At 69.2% G+C, this 20,563-nt stretch carries 17 protein-coding genes; 10 read left to right on the top strand and 7 right to left on the bottom strand.

Translation table 11 applies throughout. The annotated features are described in order from the left end of the window. Positions 1 to 202: 202 nt before the first annotated feature. From J5V16_RS00225 to J5V16_RS00250, 6 genes are all read left to right on the top strand, one after another. Complete coding sequence (locus tag J5V16_RS00225) at positions 203 to 1,789, top strand: ABC-F family ATP-binding cassette domain-containing protein (protein ID WP_208493893.1); 1,587 nt, start codon at positions 203 to 205, stop codon at positions 1,787 to 1,789. An 83-nt stretch (positions 1,790 to 1,872) separates the two neighbouring features. Next, entirely contained in the window at positions 1,873 to 2,379 is a 507-nt protein-coding gene (locus tag J5V16_RS00230) for a superoxide dismutase family protein (protein ID WP_208493894.1), read from the top strand. 62 nt (positions 2,380 to 2,441) lie between these two features. Continuing rightward, positions 2,442 to 6,335: an ATP-dependent RNA helicase HrpA gene (gene hrpA / locus J5V16_RS00235; RefSeq protein ID WP_243900557.1), complete on the top strand. Its 3,894-nt coding sequence runs from the start codon at positions 2,442 to 2,444 to the stop codon at positions 6,333 to 6,335. Between the two features lie 190 nt (positions 6,336 to 6,525). Continuing rightward, positions 6,526 to 7,521: an ATP-binding cassette domain-containing protein gene (locus J5V16_RS00240; protein ID WP_208493896.1), complete on the top strand. Its 996-nt coding sequence runs from the start codon at positions 6,526 to 6,528 to the stop codon at positions 7,519 to 7,521. Beyond that, positions 7,518 to 8,321 (top strand): ABC transporter permease, encoded by an 804-nt coding sequence (locus J5V16_RS00245; protein ID WP_208493897.1) that lies wholly within the window; start codon positions 7,518 to 7,520, stop codon positions 8,319 to 8,321. The genes J5V16_RS00240 and J5V16_RS00245 overlap by 4 nt, the downstream gene beginning before the upstream one ends. A 69-nt stretch (positions 8,322 to 8,390) precedes the next feature. Beyond that, positions 8,391 to 9,053 (top strand): hypothetical protein, encoded by a 663-nt coding sequence (locus J5V16_RS00250; protein ID WP_208493898.1) that lies wholly within the window; start codon positions 8,391 to 8,393, stop codon positions 9,051 to 9,053. A gap of 53 nt (positions 9,054 to 9,106) precedes the next feature. Here the strand turns inward: J5V16_RS00250 and J5V16_RS00255 are convergent, their stop codons facing one another. Further along, positions 9,107 to 10,015, bottom strand: a complete 909-nt coding sequence (locus tag J5V16_RS00255) for an EamA family transporter (protein ID WP_208493899.1) — start codon at positions 10,013 to 10,015, stop codon at positions 9,107 to 9,109. Positions 10,016 to 10,151: 136 nt separating this feature from the next. Here J5V16_RS00255 and J5V16_RS00260 point away from each other — a divergent pair, with 136 nt between their 5' ends. Beyond that, positions 10,152 to 10,682, top strand: coding sequence for a MarR family winged helix-turn-helix transcriptional regulator (locus J5V16_RS00260; RefSeq protein WP_208493900.1), 531 nt, complete (start codon positions 10,152 to 10,154; stop codon positions 10,680 to 10,682). Between the two features lies 1 nt (position 10,683). On the opposite strand, the gene J5V16_RS00265 is transcribed toward J5V16_RS00260, so the two are convergent. Continuing rightward, positions 10,684 to 11,592 carry an MBL fold metallo-hydrolase gene (locus J5V16_RS00265; protein WP_208493901.1) on the bottom strand — a complete coding sequence of 303 codons (909 nt, stop codon included), beginning with the start codon at positions 11,590 to 11,592 and terminating at the stop codon, positions 10,684 to 10,686. Positions 11,593 to 11,921: 329 nt separating this feature from the next. On the opposite strand from J5V16_RS00265, the gene J5V16_RS00270 reads away from it, so the two are divergent. Next, a complete protein-coding gene (locus J5V16_RS00270) occupies positions 11,922 to 13,031 on the top strand; it encodes a substrate-binding domain-containing protein (RefSeq protein ID WP_208493902.1) in 1,110 nt (369 codons plus the stop codon). Between the two features lie 236 nt (positions 13,032 to 13,267). Continuing rightward, the gene (locus J5V16_RS00275; RefSeq protein WP_208493903.1) at positions 13,268 to 14,365 is read left to right on the top strand and encodes an LPXTG cell wall anchor domain-containing protein; all 1,098 of its coding nucleotides are present in this window, start codon (positions 13,268 to 13,270) and stop codon (positions 14,363 to 14,365) included. Between the two features lie 82 nt (positions 14,366 to 14,447). Here J5V16_RS00275 and J5V16_RS00280 read toward each other — a convergent pair whose 3' ends face one another. The 3 genes from J5V16_RS00280 to glnA all read right to left on the bottom strand — a co-directional run bounded on the left by J5V16_RS00280 (position 14,448) and on the right by glnA (position 17,007). Further along, positions 14,448 to 14,756, bottom strand: coding sequence for an AzlD domain-containing protein (locus J5V16_RS00280; protein ID WP_208493904.1), 309 nt, complete (start codon positions 14,754 to 14,756; stop codon positions 14,448 to 14,450). Further along, entirely contained in the window at positions 14,753 to 15,448 is a 696-nt protein-coding gene (locus J5V16_RS00285; protein ID WP_208493905.1) for an AzlC family ABC transporter permease, read from the bottom strand. The genes J5V16_RS00280 and J5V16_RS00285 overlap by 4 nt, the downstream gene beginning before the upstream one ends. 134 nt (positions 15,449 to 15,582) lie before the next feature. Beyond that, complete coding sequence (gene glnA / locus J5V16_RS00290) at positions 15,583 to 17,007, bottom strand: type I glutamate--ammonia ligase (protein WP_208493906.1); 1,425 nt, start codon at positions 17,005 to 17,007, stop codon at positions 15,583 to 15,585. Between the two features lie 274 nt (positions 17,008 to 17,281). On the opposite strand from glnA, the gene J5V16_RS00295 reads away from it, so the two are divergent. Next, complete coding sequence (locus J5V16_RS00295) at positions 17,282 to 17,731, top strand: RDD family protein (protein WP_208493907.1); 450 nt, start codon at positions 17,282 to 17,284, stop codon at positions 17,729 to 17,731. 20 nt (positions 17,732 to 17,751) lie between these two features. Here the strand turns inward: J5V16_RS00295 and J5V16_RS00300 are convergent, their stop codons facing one another. Together J5V16_RS00300 and J5V16_RS00305 are read right to left on the bottom strand one after the other, a co-directional pair. Then, positions 17,752 to 19,182 (bottom strand): NYN domain-containing protein, encoded by a 1,431-nt coding sequence (locus J5V16_RS00300; RefSeq protein ID WP_208493908.1) that lies wholly within the window; start codon positions 19,180 to 19,182, stop codon positions 17,752 to 17,754. A 162-nt stretch (positions 19,183 to 19,344) separates the two neighbouring features. Then, positions 19,345 to 20,541: an RNA-guided endonuclease InsQ/TnpB family protein gene (locus J5V16_RS00305; protein WP_208493909.1), complete on the bottom strand. Its 1,197-nt coding sequence runs from the start codon at positions 20,539 to 20,541 to the stop codon at positions 19,345 to 19,347. Positions 20,542 to 20,563 lie beyond the last annotated feature (22 nt).

Below are 20,563 nucleotides of genomic sequence, written 5' to 3' on the forward strand. Positions count from 1 at the left end.
CTTGACGAGTCCTTGTTCCCGACGTTAGGCACTCACTTGAAGCTCTAGGTCGTAGACATCGCGCCCATCACGTCTCTGCGCACGTGACCGGTGTGTCTTCGATCAAGAGAGTGCCTGTTTCCGGGGACTTTTCTGTATCCGGCCTTCTCGGCGCGATGTCTCTCATCTCGATTCCGTTCCGCATCGACCTGAGAGAGGTCTCATGACCACCTATATCAACGTCCAGCAGCTCCGCTTCCTCTGGCCCGAAGGCGCGAGGATCTTCGACGGCCTCGACGCCGTCTTCTCCGACGGCCGCACCGCGCTCATCGGCGACAACGGCACCGGCAAGTCCACACTGCTCAAACTCGTCGCGGGGCTCCTCAAGCCGGAGTCGGGCACGATCACCGCCTCCGGACTCATCGAGTACCTGCCGCAGGAGCTCCCGCTCCGCTTGGGCGACACCGTGTCCGACCTCCTCGGCATCGCCGAGCAGCGCCGCGCGCTGGCCGCCATCGAGGCCGGCGACGCGGACGAGGCGAACTTCACCGTGATCGGCGAGGACTGGGACTTCCTGGACCGCTCCCGCGTCGCACTCGACGAACTGGGCCTCGACCACGTGGGCTTCGACCGCACCGTCGCCACGCTGTCCGGCGGCGAGTCGATGCTCGTGGGCCTGGCCGGGCGACTCGTGCGCCGACCGGACGTGCTGCTGCTCGACGAGCCCTCGAACAACCTCGACGGTTCGGCGAGAAAGCGCCTGTACCAGGCGATCCGGCGGTTCAACGGCACCCTCGTGGTGGTCAGCCACGACCGGGCGCTGCTGGAGCACGTGGACGCCGTCGCCGAGCTCTACAAGGGACGCATCCGGGTCTTCGAGGGCAACTACAGCGCCTACGAGGAGGTCATCGCGGCCGAGCAGGAGGCGGCCGCGCGCGCCGTGCGCGACGCCAAGCAGGACCTGGTGCGCCAGAAGAAGGAGCTCGTCGCCGCCCGCACCCAGAACGACAGGGGCGCCTCGTCCTGGCGCCGCGAGCAGGCGCGCGGCGGCACGCCGAAGATACTGCTCAACGCCAAGAAGAACGCGGGGGAGGTGTCGTCCGCGAAGCTCCTCAACGCGAAGCTCGACGACGTGGCCGAGGCCCGCGACCGCCTCGACGAGGCCGAAGAGGGCCTGCGCGACGACGGCGGCATCAGCGTCGACCTGCCCGAGACCAGCGTCTCCTCACACCGCGACATCGCGATCCTCAAGGGCCTCAAAGTGAGCGACCTCTACGGTGAAGGCCTCGGCCTGCACCTGCGGGGACCCGAGCGCGTCGCGGTCACGGGGGACAACGGCGCGGGCAAGACCACGCTGCTGCGCGCGATCGCCGACGCCGCCCGCGTCCCGCACGGGTTCCTCACGCAGCGCCTGGAACTGCTCGACGACGAGGCGAGCGTGCTCGACAACGTGCGCGCCCGCGCGCCCGAGGCCGACCAGTCGCTCCTGCGGACCCGCCTGGCCCGCTTCGGGCTGCGCCGCGACGCGGTGTTCCAGCAGGTCTCGACCCTCTCGGGCGGGCAGCGCCTGCGCGCGGCCCTCGCCGCGGTCCTGTCCTCGCAGCCCGCGCCGCAGCTCCTGCTGCTCGACGAGCCGACGAACAACCTCGACATGAGCTCGATCCGGCAGCTCCAGCAGGCGCTCACGGCGTTCCGCGGCGCGCTCGTCGTCGTCAGCCACGACGAGGCGTTCCTGGAGGGGCTCGGCCTGACGCGCCGCCTCGAGCTGACGCGCGGGGAGGGGATCGCGGTCGACGTCCCGGTCGCGTAGCGGCGTGGAATACCGGATGGACGGCCCCGGCGGCCCGATACTGGGTGCGCCCACCGACAAGGGGCACTGACGAAGGAGCGCCGATGCCGTCCATCCGAGCCCTGACCGCCGCGGTCGTCCTCGCCGGAGCCCTCGCCGGCTGCGGCGGCGACGAGGACCCCAAAGACCCCGACCTGGGCGGGGCCTGGACCGCGAACCTCGCGGTCACGTCCGCCTGGAGCGGGGTCGCCCCGCGCGCGACCGGGACCGCCGACATCTCCTCGACCGGCAGCACCTCGGTGACGCTCGCGGTGACCGGCCTCGCGCCGGGCACCGACTACATGGCGCACGTCCACGACGGCGCATGCGACGAGGACCCGCCCGGTGGCGGCCACTGGCTCGCCGACCCCGACGGCGAGGACGCGGCGGGGAACATCATCGAGCTGAGCTTCACGACCTCGGACACCGGCGTCGGCTCCGCGACCGCCTCGAGCCGCCTCGTCCCGGACGACCGCGCCGAGAGCGTCGTCGTCCACGCGCCCGAAGCGCTCACCCAGTCAGAAGGCCTCGACTCCGACCGGGTGCTGTGCGGGGACCTCGAGGACGTCTGAGGTCACTGCGGGGCTTAATGGATGGCGCGGGGCGGGCCGCCCGCGTATCCTTGACGATCGTCATGCCCAGCAGCGTCCCTGACTCCCGAACCAGCCTGCGCGAGCGCGTCTTCGCCCTGCGCACGGCCGATCAGCGTGCGCTGCGCCGCCGCCTGCGCGAGGCCCGCGAACTCGACGGCCCCGCCCGCTCCGAGGCCTTCGCGAAACTCGAGGCCGACGTCGAGCGCAAGGAGGCCGCGCTGGCGGCCCGCGCCGCCGGCGTCCCGAAGATCGTCTACCCCGAGGCCCTGCCGGTCTCGCAACGCAAGGACGACATCCTCGAGGCGATCCGGGACCACCAGGTCGTCATCATCGCCGGCGAGACCGGCTCGGGCAAGACCACGCAGATCCCGAAGATCTGCCTCGAGCTCGGCCGCGGGGTGCGCGGCATGATCGGGCACACGCAGCCGCGGCGGATCGCCGCCCGCGCGGTGGCCGAGCGGATCGCCGAGGAGCTGGGCTCGCCGCTGGGCGAGGCCGTGGGCTGGAAGGTCCGCTTCACCGACCAGGTGTCGGACAACTCCTACGTCAAACTCATGACGGACGGCATCCTGCTCACCGAGATCCAGCACGACCGGCTGCTGAGCGCCTACGACACGATCATCATCGACGAGGCGCACGAGCGCAGCCTCAACATCGACTTCATCCTCGGCTGCCTCAAGCAGATCCTCCCCAAGCGCCCCGACCTCAAGGTCATCGTCACCTCCGCGACCATCGACCCCGAACGCTTCGCCAAGCACTTCAGCACCGATGAGGCCCCGGCCCCGATCCTCGAGGTCTCCGGCCGCACCTACCCCGTCGAGATCCGGTACCGGCCGCTGCGCGACGAGGACGGCGAGGAGCAGCGCGACCAGATCGACGGCATCCTCGACGCCGTCAACGAGCTCGGCCGGGTCGGCGACGGCGACATCCTCGTCTTCCTCTCCGGCGAGCAGGAGATCCGCGACACCGCCGACGCCCTCGAGAAGGCCAAGCTCCGCCACACCGAGATCGTCCCGCTCTACGCGCGCCTCTCCGCGCAGGAGCAGCACCGGGTGTTCGCCCCGCACACCGGCCGCCGGATCATCCTCTCCACCAACGTCGCCGAGACCTCCCTGACCGTGCCGGGCATCCGGTACGTGATCGACGCCGGGTACGCCCGCATCTCCCGCTACTCGGCCCGCACGAAGGTCCAGCGCCTCCCCATCGAGGCGATCAGCCAGGCCAGCGCCAACCAGCGCGCCGGCCGCTGCGGCCGCGTCGCCGAGGGCATCTGCATCCGCCTGTACTCCGAGGACGACTTCAACGCCCGCCCCGAGTTCACGGACGCCGAGATCCTGCGCACCAACCTCGCCAGCGTCATCCTGCAGATGACCGCCGCGAAGCTCGGCCGGGTCGAGTCGTTCCCGTTCGTCGACGCCCCCGATTCGCGCAACATCAAGGACGGCATGGACCTCCTAGTGGAGCTCGGCGCGCTCGAGGACGTGCGCAGCGGCGAGCGGCGCCTGACGAAGGCCGGGCGCGACATCGCGCGGCTGCCGATCGACCCGCGCCTGGCCCGCATGATCCTGCAGGCCCAGAACGAGGGCTGCGTCCACGCCGTCGCGGTCATCACCGCCGCCATGTCCATCCAGGACCCGAAGGAGCGCCCGGCGGACAAGAAGGCCCAGGCCGACCAGTCCCACGCGCGCTTCAACGACCCCGACTCCGACTTCTCCGCGTACCTCAACCTGTGGAAGTACCTCGAGGACGAGCGCCGCTCCCGCTCCTCGTCCTCCTTCCGCCGCATGTGCAAGCAGGAGTACCTGCACTACCTGCGCATCCGCGAGTGGCAGGACCTGGTCCGGCAGATCCTCGGCGTCCTCAAGAGCCTCAAGATCGAGATCGGGCCCACCGACACGGTCCCCGACCCGCGGCGCGTCCACATCGCGCTCCTCGCCGGGCTCCTCTCGCACATCGGCGTCAAAGAGGCCGACACCCGCGAGTACCTCGGCGGCCGCAACGCCAAGTTCGCGATCTTCCCCGGCTCCGGCCTCGCCAAGAAGCAGCCGCGCTGGGTCGTCGCCGGCGAGCTCGTCGAGACCAGCCGCCTGTGGGGCCGCGTGTGCGCCAAGATCGAACCCGAATGGGTCGAACCGCTCGCCGAGCATTTGAGCAAGCGCACCTATTCCGAACCGCACTGGTCGAAGAAGGCCGGCGCCGTGCTCGCCTTCGAGCGCGTCACACTCTACGGCGTCCCGATCGTCGCCCGCCGCAAGGTCAACTTCGGACGCATCGACGTCGAGACCAGCCGCGAACTCTTCATCCGCCACGCCCTCGTCCAGGCCGAATGGGACACCCACCACAAGTTCCTGGCGCGCAACCTCGCCAAGATCAGCGAGGTCGAAGACCTCGAGAACCGGGTGCGCCAACGCGGCCTCCTCGCCGACGAGCAGACCCTCTTCGACTTCTACGACGAGCGCCTCCCCGCCGACATCGTCTCGGGCCGCCACTTCGACTCGTGGTGGAAGAAGGAGAAGGACAAGACCCTCCTCGACTTCGACGAGGCCCTGCTCCTGGGCGACCGCGCCGAAGGCGTCGCCGCCGAGCAGTACCCCGAGGTCTGGACCTCCGAAGGCGCCGACCTCGAACTCGACTACGAGTTCGAACCCGGCTCGGCCCGCGACGGCGTCACCGTCGCCGTCCCGCTCCCGGCCCTCCAGCAGCTCGACCAGGACGCCTTCACCTGGCAGGTCCCGGGCCTGCGCGCCGAGTTCGCCGAAGCGCTCATCAAGAGCCTCCCCAAGACCCTGCGCCGCAACTTCGTGCCCGCCCCCGACTTCGCCAAGGCCGCCGTCGCCCGCATGGCACCCGCCCCCGGCCGCCCCATGATGGCCGCGCTCGCCGACACCCTCAAGTCGATGACGAACACGCACGTCCCCGCCGACGCCTTCGACCTCACCAAGGTCCCCGGGCACCTCCTCGTCACCTTCCAGGTCAAGGACGAGGACGGCCAGGTCCTCGCCGAAGGCAAGGAACTCGGCGCCCTGCAGCGCCAGCTCGCCCCCAAGACCCAGGAGGCCGCCGCCGAGGCCTTCGACCTCGAGCGGACCGGCCTCAAGACCTGGGACTTCGACGCCCTCCCGAAGCTCCACGAGACCCCGCGCAAGGGCTACACCGCCAAGGCCTACCCGGCGCTCGTCGACGAAGGCGGCTCGGTCGGGGTCAAGGCCTTCCCCGACCCCGGCTCGCAGGCCGCGAACATGTGGGCCGGCACGCGCCGCCTCCTGCGCCTCAACACCCCCGACCCGCGCCTCAAAGAAGCCCTCACCCGCAACGAGCAGCTCGCACTCGCGACCGGCCCCTACGCGAACGTGGACGCGCTCCTCGCCGACTGCGTGCGGACCGTCCTCGACAAGGTCCTCATCGAAGGCGGCGGCCCGGCCTGGGACCGCGAAGGCTTCGAAGCCCTGCTCAAACGCGCCCGGCCCGAGGTCGCCGGCGAATCCGCCGCCGTGGCCCGCAAAGCCGCCGCGGTCCTCACCGAGGCGCGCGAAGCGTCCCGCCTCCTCGAAGGCAAGTTCGACCTGCGCGCGCTCCCCGCCCTGAGCGACATGCGCCGCCAGCTCGAAGCGCTCGTCGGCGCCGACGGCTTCATCGGCTCGACCGGCTGGTGGCGCCTCGACGACCTGCACCGCTACGTGAAGGCCATCAGCTTCCGCGCCAAGCGCGCCGTCGCCGACATAGCGGGGGACAAGGGCAAGATGGACGTGATCCAGTCCCTGGAGGCCGAACGCGACGCGCTCGCCCGCACCCGCCCCGCCGCGCTCCGCTCAGGCGAGGGCCGCGAAGTCCGCTGGATGCTCGAAGAACTGCGCGTCAGCTTCTTCGCCCAGCAGCTCGGCACCCGCTACCAGGTCAGCGAGAAGCGCATCCGCAAGCTCCTCCAGACCCTCTGACCTCCATTCGCACCCGGGATGTCACACCTTGGGGGCATGATCGGGTTCCGGCGTACGCCGCGCACCGTACGGCCGCACACCGCCGTAAAGGTGCTGTGAAAACACGCCGAAAATGACACGATGAACCCGGGTGCACACCACCCCGGAGACCAGAACCCTTTCACACGACACCACTCCGAAGGAGGACGAAGTGTCGACAGACAACGCCATCGAAACCGAGGGCCTGACCAAGCACTTCGGCGACCTCGTCGCCCTCGACCACGTCGACCTCGCGGCCCGGACCGGGACCGTGCTCGGCGTCCTCGGGCCCAACGGCGCGGGCAAGACCACCATGGTCCGCATGCTCGCCACCCTCTCCCAGCCCACTGCGGGCACCGCCCGCGTCGGCGGCTACGACATCGTCAAGGACGGCGCCCAGGTGCGCACGTTCATCGGACTCACCGGCCAGTTCGCCGGCGTCGACGAACTGCTCACCGGCGAGGAGAACCTCCGGTTCATCGGTCGCCTCCTCGGCATGCCCACCCGGGACGCCAAGGCCCGCGCGCGCGAACTGCTCGCCCAGTTCAACCTCTCCGACGCCGCCGAGAAGCCCGCCAAGGCCTACTCCGGCGGCATGCGCCGCCGCCTCGACCTGGCCGCCAGCCTCGTCGGACGGCCCCGCATCCTCTTCCTCGACGAGCCCACCACCGGCCTGGACCCGCGCGCCCGCGGCGAACTCTGGGGCCTCGTGCGCGGCCTCGTCGCCGACGGCACCACCGTCCTGCTCACCACCCAGTACCTCGAAGAGGCCGACCAGCTCGCCCACGAGATCGCCGTGATCGACCACGGCAAGGTCATCGCCACCGGCACGCCGACACAGCTCAAGGCCAAGATCGGCGGCCAGAGCCTGCGCATCCAGCCGGAGGACCACGGCCAGCTCGACGCCGTGCGCGACCTCGTCGCCCAACGCTTCCCCGACCTCGACCCCGTGGTCGAGGCCGGAGCGATCACCCTCGGCGTCAACGACGACGGCATCATGCCGGCCCTCGCCGCCGACCTGCGCGACCGCGGCATCGCGCTCACCGAATTCCACCTCGGCCTCTCCAGCCTCGACGAGGTCTTCCTGACCCTGACCGGCCGCCGCACCGAGACCGACGACGACGCCGATGACGAAGGCGCCGCCGAGAACGAGGAGCCCGTGAAATGACCGCCGCCACCATCGAAGTCCCCGTCGTCCGCCGACCGGGCCCGGGCGCCACGGTCGGCCAGGTCCTCACCATGGCCTGGCGGCAGATGGTCCGCATCAAGCACAACCCGTTCGAACTCGTCGACCTCAGCCTCAGCCCCATCATGTTCCTGCTGCTGTTCGTCTACGTCTTCGGCGGCCAGATGGCCGGGTCCACCTCGGACTACCTGCAGTACGTCCTCGGCGGCCTCATCGCGCAGAACGCCATCTTCCTCACCATGTACACCGGCACCGGCATCAACGCCGACCTGCGCAAGGGCGTCTACGACCGCTTCCGGTCGCTGCCGATCGCCCGCTCCGCGCCCCTGGCCGGGAAGATCTTCGCCGACATGTTCAAGCAGGTCTGGTCCATCGTGGTCATGCTCGGCCTGGGCCTGCTCATGGGCTTCGAGCTGCGCAGCGTCGCGGGCGCGCTGCTCGCCACGCTGACCCTCGTGGTGTTCGCGCTGGCGATCTCGTGGATCTCGGTCCTCATGGGGGTGGTGGCCGACTCCGAGGAGAAGGTCCAGATCTACGCGTTCGTGATCATCATGCCGCTGACCTTCACCTCCAGCGCGTTCGTCGACATCAACACGATGCCGGGGTTCATGCAGGCGTGGGCGAAGGTCAACCCGGTGACGCACCTCGCGGACACGATGCGGGGCCTGCTGTCGTTCGGCCCCGTGACCGAGCCGCTGATGTGGACGTTCGTGTGGGCCGCGGCGATCTTCGCGGTGACCGCTCCGCTGGCGATGCGGGCCTACCGCCGCAAAATGGTCTGAGCCGGGGCAACGTTTCGGTGGGTCCGGCGCATATAACAAAGGACACCGGACCTACCGAAAGGGACCATCATGGCCTCATTCAAGCGCTCTGCGATCGTCGCGGCCTCGGCCGCGGCGGTGTTCCTCCCCGCGACCGCGGCCGCGGCGGGGGACCCGGAGATCCCGGCCGAGGGCTGGGAGTACTCCGAGCAGTGGGACTTCGTCCAGGACGAGTACACCGCGGAAGCCCACGAGGAGACCGCGGAGCAGCTCAACGAGCACTTCGAGGACTGGACCTTCGACGCCTCGCTGGAGATGAAGCGGCTCCAGAACTACTACATCGACGGCGAGAACGAGACGCCGGTGCAGCGCAAGTTCCGCGCCGACTTCTACGTCGACCAGACCGGCGAGGGCCTGGAGACCGCGCTGTACCTGCCCGGCGGGATCAGCACGGGGATCCAGGACGTCACCGGCGGGGACGACTTCGACATGCACTACCTGGTGCACTGCCGCGAGACCGACACCGAGTGCGGTGAGGAGGAGCTCGAGGACGGCACCGTGGTCGCCTGGACGACCGACGGGACCTATGTGGAGGCCGCCGCGTTCTTCGAGGACGGCTCCGTCGCCACCGTCTGGTGGGGCGACATGAACGGCGAGGCGGTCGACGTCTCGGTCGAGCAGATCACGGCGCTCGCCGCCGACCTCGACACCGAGCCGGTCTGGGAGGCCCTGGAAGCCGACTCGGAGTCCTAAAGGCCCGCAAGCGAACAGCGGCCCCCGCCTTCCGGCGGGGGCCGTCGCTGCGCTCAGACCCGGGCGAGGGTCTTCGGCGCTTCCAGGGGCTCAGGCACGGGTGCCTTCGGCCGGGCCTGGAGCTGGGCGGTGACCGTGGCGGCGAGGGCGACGGCGAAGCCGGCGGTCTGCCAGGCCGAGAAGGTCTCGCCGAGGACGATCCAGCCGACCGTGGCGGCGGTGAGCGGCGAGAGCAGGCCCAGGAAGCTCAGGGGCACGATCGAGAGGCGTCCGATGCCGCGGAACCAGAGCCAGTAGCCCAGGGCGGTGTTGACGAGGCCGAGGTAGAGGTAGCCGAGCACGTTCGTGCCGGTGAGCGCCGGGATCCCGCCCTCGACGGCGAAGGCCAGGGGGATGAGCAGGAGCCCGCCCGCGGTGAGCTGCCAGCCCGCGAGAGCGGCCGGGCCCGCGTCCTTCGGCATGCCCCAGCGCTTCGTGAGGGTCACGGCGACCGCCATGGAGACCGCGCCGCCGATCCCGGCGAGCGCGCCGACCGTGTCGATCTTCGCTTCGGCGGTCAGGACGACCATCGCCACACCGCCGACGCCGGCCAGGCCGAGCAGCCAGGTGCGCAGCCGCACCTGCTGGTGCAGGATGAGCAGGGTCGCGCCGGCCGTCGCCAGCGGACCGACGGCCGCGGCGACCGCGGCGACGCCGCCGGGGAGCCGGTAGGTCGCGATGAAGAGCAGCGCGAAGAACGCGGCGATGTTGAGGGTGCCGATCACGGCCGACTTCCACCACCACGAACCCCTTGGGAGCCTTCGTGACAGGAGGATGAGGAGGAGGCCGGCGGGCAGCGCGCGGAGCAGGGCGGTGAGGAACGGGCGGTCGGCGGGGAGGAATTCGGTGGTCACCACGTAGGTGGTGCCCCACATGACGGGGGCGAGGGCCGTGAGGAGGAGGTCCTTCGTGCTGCGGTTCATCGTGGCTCCTTCGGGGTGTAGCTTGATAAGAAGTAGCTTACTCGCAAGCTACTTTTTGTCAAGATACTCAGGCTTGAGTTAGATCACGCCTGAGGTACTTCAGCGACCGGAAGGACGATGGGCCACAATGACGCGCATGACCGAAGACGCCGCCAAGGGCGACGACCAGGACGCCGTGGACAAGATCGTCGCGCAGTGGCACCGCGAGCTGCCCGACCTCGAACTCGAGTCCATGGCCCTCTACGGGCGCATGCACCGCATCTCGCAGAAGCTCGGCGCGCGCCTGCACGAGATGCGCGTGCGCCAGGGCCTGGGGCGCAACGAGTTCGACGTGCTCGCCTCGATCCGCCGCTCAGGCGAACCGTTCACGCTCTCGCCCAAGGAGATCGGCGCGACCCTCATGCTCAGCTCCGGCGGCCTCACCGGGCGGCTCGACAAGCTCGAGGCCGCCGGGTTCGTCGAGCGCCTGCCCGACCCGGCCGACCGGCGCGGCCTGAAGGTCCGCATGACCGAGCGCGGCCGCGAGGTCATCGAAGAGGCCGTGCGCACCGGGATCGACCTGCAGCTCGAGACCCTCGCGGTGCTCACCGAGGAGGAGCAGGCGCAGCTCGGCGCGCTGCTGCGCAAGCTCCACCTCGGCTTCGAGGACCAGCCGTTCGGCGACTGACCTACCGCGTCAGGTCGATGTCGTAGTCGAAGATGTCGTAGACGACCACCGGCGGCGGCGGGGTCTGCGGCTTCGCGGCAGGGGCCTCCGGCTCCGGCGGCGGGGGCGGCGTGAGCTCCTTGCACCGGTCCAGCGCCGCGCGCATGGTCGCCTCGCCGAACGGGCTGTGCGCGAGCGCCTCCTCTTCGGTGAGGAACCCCTGCGCCACCTCCGCGCACATCCGCGCCGTCTCGGCCATGTCGCGCACCTGCGCCCGCGCCCACCAGTAGTCCGCCGGGTCGCCGTGGCCCGGGACCACGACCGCGGGCTTCCAGCTCAGCAGGTACTCGACCGCCTGCGGCCACTCGTATGGGAACGCCCCGGTGTACGAGGGAGCGGCGCCGTTCTCCAGCAGGTCCCCGGCGAACAGGACGCCCGCATCGGGCACCTCGATCACCAAGTCGTTGTCGCTGTGCGCGAGGCCGGCCTGGCGCAGGACCACCGTGCGCCCGCCCAGGTTCAGCCCGACCGCGCCCTGCACGCGGCAGTTCGGCGGCACGAGCTTCGAGCGGGCGATGTCGCGGGCCTTCTCTTCGCGGCCCTCCCGGCGGTACCGCGCGGCCCAGGCCTGGCGCTGCTCGTCGCCTCGGGCGATGTACTGCGCGCCGTCGCCCACCGCCCAGATCGCGGCTTCGCCGAACGCCGAAGTCCCGAACCAGTGGTCGAAGTGGTCGTGCGTGTAGGCCACCTGCCACGGCAGGTCGGTCTTCTCCCTGATCGCCGTGGCGAACGCATAGCCCGCCTCGGCGCTGACGCCGGTGTCGATCACCAGGCAGCTCTCGTCGCCGATGACCAGACCGAGCGTCTGGTCGAGTTCCTGCACGCGCAGCGCCCACACCCGGGGGGCCACCTCGATCCACCGATCACTCATGCGCGCAATGGTATGCGGTCCGCGCGAGGACACATCGACGATGATCACCGGGTTCGGATGGGAGCGAGACCGGTCGCTTTCGGGCGGGGCGGCCCGGTCGCGCATTACCGGCGGGTTTACCGTTCGCTCTGGGAAGTTCGCGGAATCGCCGGGCACAGTCCTTGAACGCTGCGGGAAGAATGGGGCGCGATCCGCCTTTGCATCCCGTTTCGTCGCTCCTTCCAGGACACGGTTCGATCACGGAATGACCCGGTTTGGCGAGCTTTTCACTCGTGTAAGTTTCGAGGGTGCAATGAACCCCCTCACCTGTACGAAGGAGTACCTCCCCCATGCGTCTCAATCGTCGCGGACTGCTTTTCGGAACAGCGGGCGCCGCAGCGGCGTCGCTCGCCGCGTGCGGGAAAGGCGAGGAGTCGAAGCAGCTGACCGGGCACACCGGGATCGCGATGCCCACCACCGTCTCGGACCGGTGGGTGATCGAGGGTGCGGACCTCGAGAAGCGGCTGCAGGACCTCGGCTACAAGACCATCCTCGAGTACGGCGAGGACGACGTCCCCACGCAGATCCAGCAGATCCAGTCGATGATCGACGCCGGCGTCGAATTCCTCATCATCGGCGCCATCGGCAACACCTCCCTCGGCGAGGTGCTCAGCGATGCGAAGAACAAGGGCGTCACGATCATCTCGTACGACCGCCTCATCCTCGAGACCCCCGACGTCGACTACTACGCCTCGTTCGACAACTACCAGGTCGGCGTGCTCCAGGCCAAGCACATCATCTCGCGGCTCGGCCTCTCCCAGGACAGCACCGAGACGTTCAACATCGAGCTCTTCTCCGGCTCACTGGACGACAACAACTCCCAGTACTTCTTCCAAGGCGGGATGGACACCCTCGAGCCGTTCATCTACAGCGGCCAGATCGTCATCCCCTCGAATGAGACCGAGCAGGAGCCCACCTCCACGCAGCAGTGGGACCCCAAACTCGCCCGCGAGCGCATGGCCCGGCTGCTCGACGACTTCTACAAGGACGAGCCGCTGCACGCCGTGCTCTCGCCCTACGACGGCATCAGCCGCGGGATCGTCGAGGCCCTGGTCGCCGCCGACTTCGAGCCCGGCTCGGACGACTTCCCGGTCATCACCGGCCAGGACGCCGAAGCGCGGTCGCTCAAGGCGATCAAGGAAGGCACCGGCCAGTCCGAGACGGTCTTCAAGGACACCCGCAACCTGGCCGAGGTCGCGGTGAACATGGTGAAGGCCATCGTGGGCGGCTCGACCCCCGAGGTCAACGACAACGGCACCTACGACAACGGCTTCAAGTTCATCCCGTCGTTCCTGCTCGAACCGGTGGACGTGACCGCCGAGAACTACCAGGAGATCGTCGTCGACTCGGGGTACATCACCGAGGAGGAGATCGACAACGCCCCGGCCGACGAGGGCTAGCCTCCGCACGGGACACTGCGCGACGGCCGGGCTTTCGCCCGGCCGTTTCCTTGTGCCCCAAGGGTTCTCACAGTGTCACCGAGCGTCGCGGCCGGGCTGTTATCCGATCGTTATGCGACCTCTGCTCACGTTCCGGCGTGTCTCATTTGGTAAGTTGCCGAAGCCGGTCGAGCGCACACACCCCTCGGCCGCGCGGCTTCCAATCCCCCCAATGCAATTGCATCCTTAGGAGAATCATGAACCGTACCCTCAAGCGGGTGCTGGGACTGAGCGGCAGCGTCGTCCTCGGCCTCGCAGGAGCGGTCGCCTTCGCTTCCGGTGCCCAAGCCCACCACCCGGAGATCCAGGGCATCACCGAATGCACCCCGGACGGCGGCTGGACCGTCGTCTGGCAGGTCAAGGACTGGGACTCGGACAACGGCTCGGCGGGCAAGATCACCGAGATCCTGACCGACGGCGAGTTCAACGAGGGCACCGAGATCGTCGTCGGCGCGTCGCTCCCGGCCTTCGACTCGGGCGACTACCTCGAAGGCAGCCAGAACTTCAGCGCCGACGTGGACCTCGCCTCGATCACGATCAAGGGCGAGTGGGACAACGGCGCCAAGGGCGAGACCAGCAGCACCGTGTCCGCGCCTGAGGGCGGCTGCACCGAGGAGCCCCCGGCCGAGCCCGAGCCCGAGTACGAGTTCGGCGGCGGCAGCGACTGCGTCGGCGTCTACGTCTGGGCCGACAACTACAACCCCGACGCCCTGGCGGAGTTCACCTTCGCTCCGAGCAACGGCGACGCCGTCACCTACACCCCTGAGGTGGACGAGGGCTTCTACGAGTACTTCTACGTCGACAGCGCCGAAGAGGGCCTCACGGTCGACATCTTCGTCGGCGAGGAACTGGTCGACACCATCGAGTGGTACGACAACGAGCTGTGCTCCTACATCGCGGTCGAGTCCGACTGCGACGGCCTGACCATCACGCTCACCGTCCCCGCCGACGGCGAGGAGACCTACTTCGAGGTCTACGCCGACACCATGGAGGAGCCGCTCGGCTACACCCTCGCCGCGGGCGAGTCCGAGGTCGTCGAGATCCCGGCCGCGGGCGAAGAGTTCTGGGCCTGGTACTACATCGAGACCCCGAAGGACGCCACCGGCGGCGAGCTGTACTGGGCCCCCTGCGACGAGGAGACCCCCTCGCCCAGCGGCACCCCGTCCGCTCAGCCGCAGCTGCCCACCACCGGTAGCTCGATGACGATCATGATCGGCTCGGCCGCCGCGCTCATCGTGGCCGCCGCCGCCATCTTCCTGATCATGCGCCGCCGCCGCGCCGCGCAGGACTGGTAGCACTGGATCCCCTTGCGGGACACAGGCTTCTAGCTGAGTAAGGAAAGGGCCGCACCGATGGTGCGGCCCTTTCCCATCGCTCTCAAGCGATCCCGGCGAGACGCAGCAGCGCCGTCGTCGCGGCGGCGGCGACCACCACGACGAGGATCGGAGCCCTGCGCCAGGCGAGGACGCCGCCGACGAGGACGCCCGCGGGGAGCGCCCAGCCCGCGAAGCCGCCGTCGGCGAACAGCGCGCCGGTGATGACCAGGGCCGCGAGGACCACGATCGCGCCGCGTTTCATCAGGGTCTCGGTCCGCTCGGAGACGGTGATGCGGCTGCGCATGAGCGGCCCGGCGAGGCGGACGAGGAAGACGCCCACGGCGAGGGCGAGCACGGCGGTCATGGTCATGCCGCGTCCTCCTTCGGTTTGCGGCGCGGCCAGGTCGCGAGGAGCCCGAGCAGGCCCAGCAGGACCGGGATGCCGGTGGGCAGGAACGGCGCGGTCGCGGCGGCGACGCCGGCGCCGACGAGGGCCGCCAGGAGCGTGTCGCGATCCTTCATGGCGGGCATGACCAGTGCGAGCAGGAGCGCGGGGAACGCGGCGTCGAGCCCGAACACGTTCGGGTCGGGGATGAAGCCGCCCGCGAGGACGCCGATGACGGTGCCGACGTTCCAGGCCACGAACATGATCGAGGTCGTGATCCAGTACGCGGCCTTGGCGCGCCGCCGGTCGTCCCCGGCGGCGAGCGCGAACGCGGTCGACTGGTCGATGAGCATGAAGGTGCCGAGCAGCCGCGTCCACCACTTGTCCCAGTAGAGGTTGCCCACCGCCAGGCCGTAGGGGACGTGCCGCAGATGGACGAGGACGCCCGCGGCGAGGCCGGCGAGGACGCCGCCGCCGGCCATCATGACGGCGAGCATCGCGAACTGCGAGGTGGCCGCGAACGTCAGGAAGGACATGGCGACCGGGATCCACCACGGCAGCCCGGCCGAGGTGGCCAGGGCGCCGAAGGAGACGCCGACGATGCCGATGCCGATCGACATGGCGAGGGCGTCGCGGTAGACGTCCCGGTCGCGTTCGGGGAAGAAGCGGGGAGGCACCGGGCGAGTATCCCTCGCGCGCCAGGCGGTGAACAAACGTTCAAGGGACGCGACCGGTGCGTCACACCGGCCGCGCCCCTCACAGGCACTGCGCGCCTGTAGACCTCGTAAGCTGTACCTTTTGGTACTGCTCGTTACACTTCGTAGTACAGGTCGAACTCGTGCGGGGTCGGGCGGAGGCGGATCGGGTCGATCTCGTTCTCGCGCTTGTAGCTGATCCACGTCTCGATGAGGTCGGGCGTGAACACGCCGCCCTCGGTGAGGAAGTCGTGGTCGGCCTCGAGGTTGTCGAGCACCTTGTCGAGCGAGCCGGGGACCTGCTGGATGTCGCCGTACTCCTCCGGGCCGAGCTCGTACAGGTCCTTGTCGACCGGCGCCGGGGGCTCGATCTTGTTCTTGATGCCGTCGAGGCCGGCCATGAGCATGGCCGAGAACGCCAGGTACGGGTTGCTCGACGGGTCCGGCACGCGGAACTCGACGCGCTTGGCCTTGGCGTTCGAGCCGGTGACGGGGATGCGGGTGCACGCGGAGCGGTTGCGCTGCGAGTACACCAGGTTCACGGGGGCCTCGAAGCCCGGCACCAGGCGGCGGTAGGAGTTCACCGACGGGTTCGTGAACGCCAGCAGGCTCGGGGCGTGCTTGAGCAGGCCGCCGATGTAGTGGCGGGCGGTGTCCGACAGGCCCGCGTAACCGGTCTCGTCGTAGAACAGCGGCTCGCCGTTCGCCCACAGCGACTGGTGGGTGTGCATGCCCGAGCCGTTGTCGCCGAACAGCGGCTTGGGCATGAAGGTCACGGTCTTGCCGGCCTGGGTGGCGGTGTTCTTGATGATGTACTTGAACTTCTGGACGTCGTCACCGGAGTGCAGCAGGGTGTCGAAGCGGTAGTTGATCTCCGACTGGCCCGCGGTGCCGACCTCGTGGTGGGCGCGCTCGATGGTGAGGCCGCCCTCGATGAGGTTGGTGACCATGCGGTCGCGCAGGTCGGCGAAGTGGTCGACCGGCCCGACCGGGAAGTACCCGCCCTTGTGGCGCGGCTTGTAGCCGAGGTTCCCGCCCTCTTCGACGGCGCCGGTGTTCCAGGCGCCCTCGACCGAGTCGATGTGGTAGTAGGCCTCGTGCGCGTTCTGGTCGAAGCGGATCGAGTCGAAGATGTAGAACTCGGCCTCGGCCCCGAAGTACGCGGTGTCGGCGATGCCGGAGCCGGCCAGGTACTGCTCGGCCTTCTTCGCGACGTTGCGCGGGTCGCGACTGTAGGCCTCGCGGGTGAACGGGTCGTGGACGAAGAAGTTCAGGGCGAGCGTCTTCTGCTCGCGGAAGGGGTCGACGAACGCGGTCGCCACGTCGGGCAGCAGCAGCATGTCCGATTCGTGGATCTCTTGGAAGCCGCGGATCGAGGAGCCGTCGAAGGCGAGGCCCTCTTCGAGGAGGTCGTCGTCGAAGGACTCGGCCGGGATGTTGAAGTGCTGCATGACGCCCGGCAGGTCGCAGAAGCGGACGTCGATGAACTTCACGTCGTTGTCGCGGACGTAGCCGAGGAGCTCTTCAGGGCTGGAGAACACGAAGGTATTCCTCTCGGTAGGTATGTGCCGGAGGACCCGTACAGCGGTCCCCTGGTCAGCAGTGCTCAGGCCGGCTCGCTTCGCCGGGCTGGCCGACCTCGCTGTCGACGCCTAAGCTTATTAGCCGAAACGCTAACCGCGATCAATTGCCCCACCGTAAATCAAATGTTTCGTGCGTGTTACTTGCGTTGTTCCGGCCTGTTCCACATTGACCGAAACCACTGCTCAGGGCGGTGTACAAGGCACCTTTCGGGCTCACCCGTAGACTCGGGCCATGACGAGCGAACGCGGTGCGAACACCCCTCAAACCACCGGCTCCGGACAGGACCTGGCGACCCTCGGCGCGAGGTTCGTCGCCCTCTTCATCGACTGGACCGCCTGCACGGTCTTCGCGATAATCCTGAACTGGCTCGACCTCGCGACGGCCGACCCCTTCGGCCAGGCGCTCCTGCGCGCCGTGATCTTCGCCGTGTACTGCACCGCCCTGCTGGCGTTCGGCACCCAGACGCTCGGCATGTGGCTCATGCGCATCGCATGCGTCTCGGCGGACCACGGCGGGCCGATCGGCCCCCTGCGCTCCCTGATCCGCGCGGTCCTGCTCTCGCTCCTGCTCCCGGCCCTGACCGCGCTGGCCCACCCGTACCACCGCGGCCTGCACGACCTCGCCGCCGGATCGGTGGTCCTGAAGGCCGAACCGGCCGCCAAGACCAAGCGCAGCCGCTAGCGCCCCGTCCGCGGCGGCCTTCAGATCCGCTGCAACCAGCGGACGAGCAGCGGCGACGGCACCGGGTAGGCGCCTTCGCGGCGCACCCGCATCGCGACCTCCTGGTCCGACGACACGACGATGACCGGCCGGCCCTCGGGTTCGACCCGGGCGAGCTCGACCACGACGTCGTCGGCGATCTGCCCCTTGGCGCTGAACAGGACCCGCACGCCGCGGGCGTTCGGCTTGGTCCCGAAGATCGCGTCGGCGCCGTCGAAGACGACGGTGATCTCGGCGTTCGTCTGGGCCGCGACCGCGCCGAGGCCCTGCACGAGCCGGTTGCGCTGCTGCTCGAGGGTGAGCGTCTCGCCCCAGGCCGAGATCGTGACGTTGTAGCCGTCGACGATGAGGTGCGGGTTCGGCAGGGACAGCAGGTGGTCGAGGCGCTGCGGGTCGGTCTGCTCGAGGCCGCGCGAGCCCTCGGCGGTGCGCTCCTCGGGCTCGGCGCACAGCTCGTCGGCGATGTAGTCCGCGGGCCGCTCCACGACCGGCTCGAGCCCGAGCTCCCTGCGGAGGCCGGTCGCGGTGCCCGACAAGGTCTCCATGAGCAGCCACAACCGCGCCGACATCAGCCGCTCGTGCTCCCGGTCGGCCTTCCTGACCCGCTCCACCTGCGCCTTCAATGACTCCACTTCGGACTCGAGGCGGCGGCGTTCGGAACGGCGCTCGGTGTCGAGGTGCTTGAGCCGCCCGCGGTCGGCCGCGAGGTCCCCCGCGGCCTTCGCGGCCCGGTCCTCGGCGTCCTTCAGCTCGCGGCGGGCGCGCCGCAGCTCCTCCTGCAGCGCCGCGGCCGCCGCGCGCTGCTCGGCCAGCGCGCCGCGGAGCTTCCCGTTCTCTTTCTCCAACGCCGCCAACCGCTTCGAGTCGCCCTCGGGCACCGCCTCGGCGGCCGGTGCCTCCGGGGCCTCGGGCACGGCCTGGCTCGCGGTGGCGATGAGCTCGCGCCAGCCCTCAGGCCGCAGCAGGTACGCGAGCGCGGCGACCTCGGCCGGGTCGGCCATGGGGGAGACCTCGCCGCCGGTGGCGATCGCGGCGATGAGCGACGAATCAGTGGCGGTCAGGACCTCGGCGAGGCCCTCGCGGAACGCGGCGTCCGAGGCGAGCGCGAACACGAGCTCGGACTTGGCGAGCTTCGCGCGCTTGACCGGGTTGAACTTGAGGAAGCGGCGGAGCCGGGCCGGAACCTTCCCCGGGCCGAGCCCTGGCATCGCCACCGCGGCGATCTCGACGGCCCTGCGCCGCACCGGTTCGGTGAGGAAGACCGCCGGGCCGCCACCGTCGGGGACGGCGCTGTCGGAAGGCCCGGCGCCCGGTTCGGAGGGGTCCTCTTCGGAGCCCCCGTCCGCGCCGGCCCCGTCTCCGGAGGCCGTCGGTTCAGGGGCTTCGTCGCCGCTTTCCTGGCCGCTCAACATAGGCACCAGTGTGCCACCGCCGTCACAGACCGGAACTGCCGACCGCTGCTCTTCACCCCCCGGTCATGGCGGATCGCCGCGCGATCTTTCCCTTCATGGAAGACTGATTCGATTATGAAGGGGGTCATGTTGACATCCTCTTGTCCCTATCGGGCAAGAGTCCTACAGCTCACGCCGCAGGGTTTTCTGGTTCATCGCCAGTTGCCCGCCCGGAGTGCTCCGTTGAGGTCTTACACCGGCTCCGCAGACCGACACCGCCAGCCCGGCGGCCAAGATGTTCTTCGCGGCATTCACGTCCCTGTCGTGGGAGGCCCCGCATCCAGTGCAAACCCACTCCCTGACGTTCAACGGCAGCTTTGCACCGAGCCCGCCGCATGCCGAGCACATCCGGGTGGACGGGAAGAAGCGATCCACGGTGACCACCTTTCTCCCGTACCAGGCCGCCTTGTATTCCAGCATCACGCGGAACTCTGCCCAGGACGCGTCCGAGATGGCTCGCGACAGCTGTCGATGCTTGACCAGGTCGCGCACTGTCAGATCTTCGATCACGAGCGTTTGGTTCTCACGCACGAGTCGAGTCGACAGCTGGTGCAAGTGGTCTCGGCGCCGGTCGGCGATCTTCGCGTAGACCTTGGCGACCTTGCGTCGGGCCTTCGCTCGGTTCGCCCCATCTCCCTTCGCTTTGCGCGCCAACTGCCGCTGCGCCTTCGCCAGCCGTTCCCGTTCACGACGCTCATGGCGGGGGTTCGCGATCTTCTCGCCGGTCGAGAGCGTAAGCAGATGCGTCAGGCCCGCGTCGATGCCCACGACCCCATCGGCGGTAGGCATGCGCTTGACGGTCGGATCCTCACACGAGATCGAGACGAACCAGCGCCCAGCGGCGTCCTGAGAGACGGTCACCGTCGATGGTCTGGCCTCCTCCGGGAGCGGGCGCGACCAAACGATCGCCAGCGGATCGGACATCCTCGCCAAGGTGAGTCGGCCATGGCTGTACCGGAATGCCGAGGTGGTGTACTCCGCCGCCGAGCGGGAGCGTTTGCGGGACTTGAAGCTCGGGTATTTCGCCCGCTTCGCGAAGAACCCCGCAAACCCAGCCTGCAGGTGCCGGAGGGCCTGCTGCAACGGGACCGACGACACCTCATTGAGGTAGGCGAGTTCCTTGGTCTTCTTCCATTCAGTGAGCATCGCCGAGGTCTGGTTGTAGTTGACCCGCTCTCCCCGTGTCCACGCCTCCGTACGGGCTTGCAGGGCCAGGTTGTAGACCTTGCGCACACATCCGAACGTCCGAGACAGCTCCGCTGCCTGGGAGTCGGTCGGATAGAAGCGGTACTTGAAAGACCGCTTGACGCTGGAAGTCATGGTTCACAAAGTAACATGCATT

This window comes from Glycomyces niveus, from assembly GCF_017592475.1.
Taxonomy (GTDB): domain Bacteria; phylum Actinomycetota; class Actinomycetes; order Mycobacteriales; family Micromonosporaceae; genus Glycomyces; species Glycomyces niveus.

Excerpts from the sequence above, each read along its gene's own strand:
- J5V16_RS00225 (WP_208493893.1), top strand. The coding sequence starts at position 203 with ATGACCACCTATATCAACGTCCAGCAGCTCCGCTTCCTCTGGCCCGAA.
- J5V16_RS00230 (WP_208493894.1), top strand. The coding sequence starts at position 1,873 with ATGCCGTCCATCCGAGCCCTGACCGCCGCGGTCGTCCTCGCCGGAGCC.
- hrpA (WP_243900557.1), top strand. The coding sequence starts at position 2,442 with ATGCCCAGCAGCGTCCCTGACTCCCGAACCAGCCTGCGCGAGCGCGTC.
- J5V16_RS00245 (WP_208493897.1), top strand. The coding sequence starts at position 7,518 with ATGACCGCCGCCACCATCGAAGTCCCCGTCGTCCGCCGACCGGGCCCG.
- J5V16_RS00250 (WP_208493898.1), top strand. The coding sequence starts at position 8,391 with ATGGCCTCATTCAAGCGCTCTGCGATCGTCGCGGCCTCGGCCGCGGCG.
- J5V16_RS00255 (WP_208493899.1), bottom strand. The coding sequence starts at position 10,015 with ATGAACCGCAGCACGAAGGACCTCCTCCTCACGGCCCTCGCCCCCGTC.
- J5V16_RS00260 (WP_208493900.1), top strand. The coding sequence starts at position 10,152 with ATGACCGAAGACGCCGCCAAGGGCGACGACCAGGACGCCGTGGACAAG.
- J5V16_RS00265 (WP_208493901.1), bottom strand. The coding sequence starts at position 11,592 with ATGAGTGATCGGTGGATCGAGGTGGCCCCCCGGGTGTGGGCGCTGCGC.
- J5V16_RS00270 (WP_208493902.1), top strand. The coding sequence starts at position 11,922 with ATGCGTCTCAATCGTCGCGGACTGCTTTTCGGAACAGCGGGCGCCGCA.
- J5V16_RS00275 (WP_208493903.1), top strand. The coding sequence starts at position 13,268 with ATGAACCGTACCCTCAAGCGGGTGCTGGGACTGAGCGGCAGCGTCGTC.
- J5V16_RS00280 (WP_208493904.1), bottom strand. The coding sequence starts at position 14,756 with ATGACCATGACCGCCGTGCTCGCCCTCGCCGTGGGCGTCTTCCTCGTC.
- J5V16_RS00295 (WP_208493907.1), top strand. The coding sequence starts at position 17,282 with ATGACGAGCGAACGCGGTGCGAACACCCCTCAAACCACCGGCTCCGGA.
- J5V16_RS00300 (WP_208493908.1), bottom strand. The coding sequence starts at position 19,182 with ATGTTGAGCGGCCAGGAAAGCGGCGACGAAGCCCCTGAACCGACGGCC.
- J5V16_RS00305 (WP_208493909.1), bottom strand. The coding sequence starts at position 20,541 with ATGACTTCCAGCGTCAAGCGGTCTTTCAAGTACCGCTTCTATCCGACC.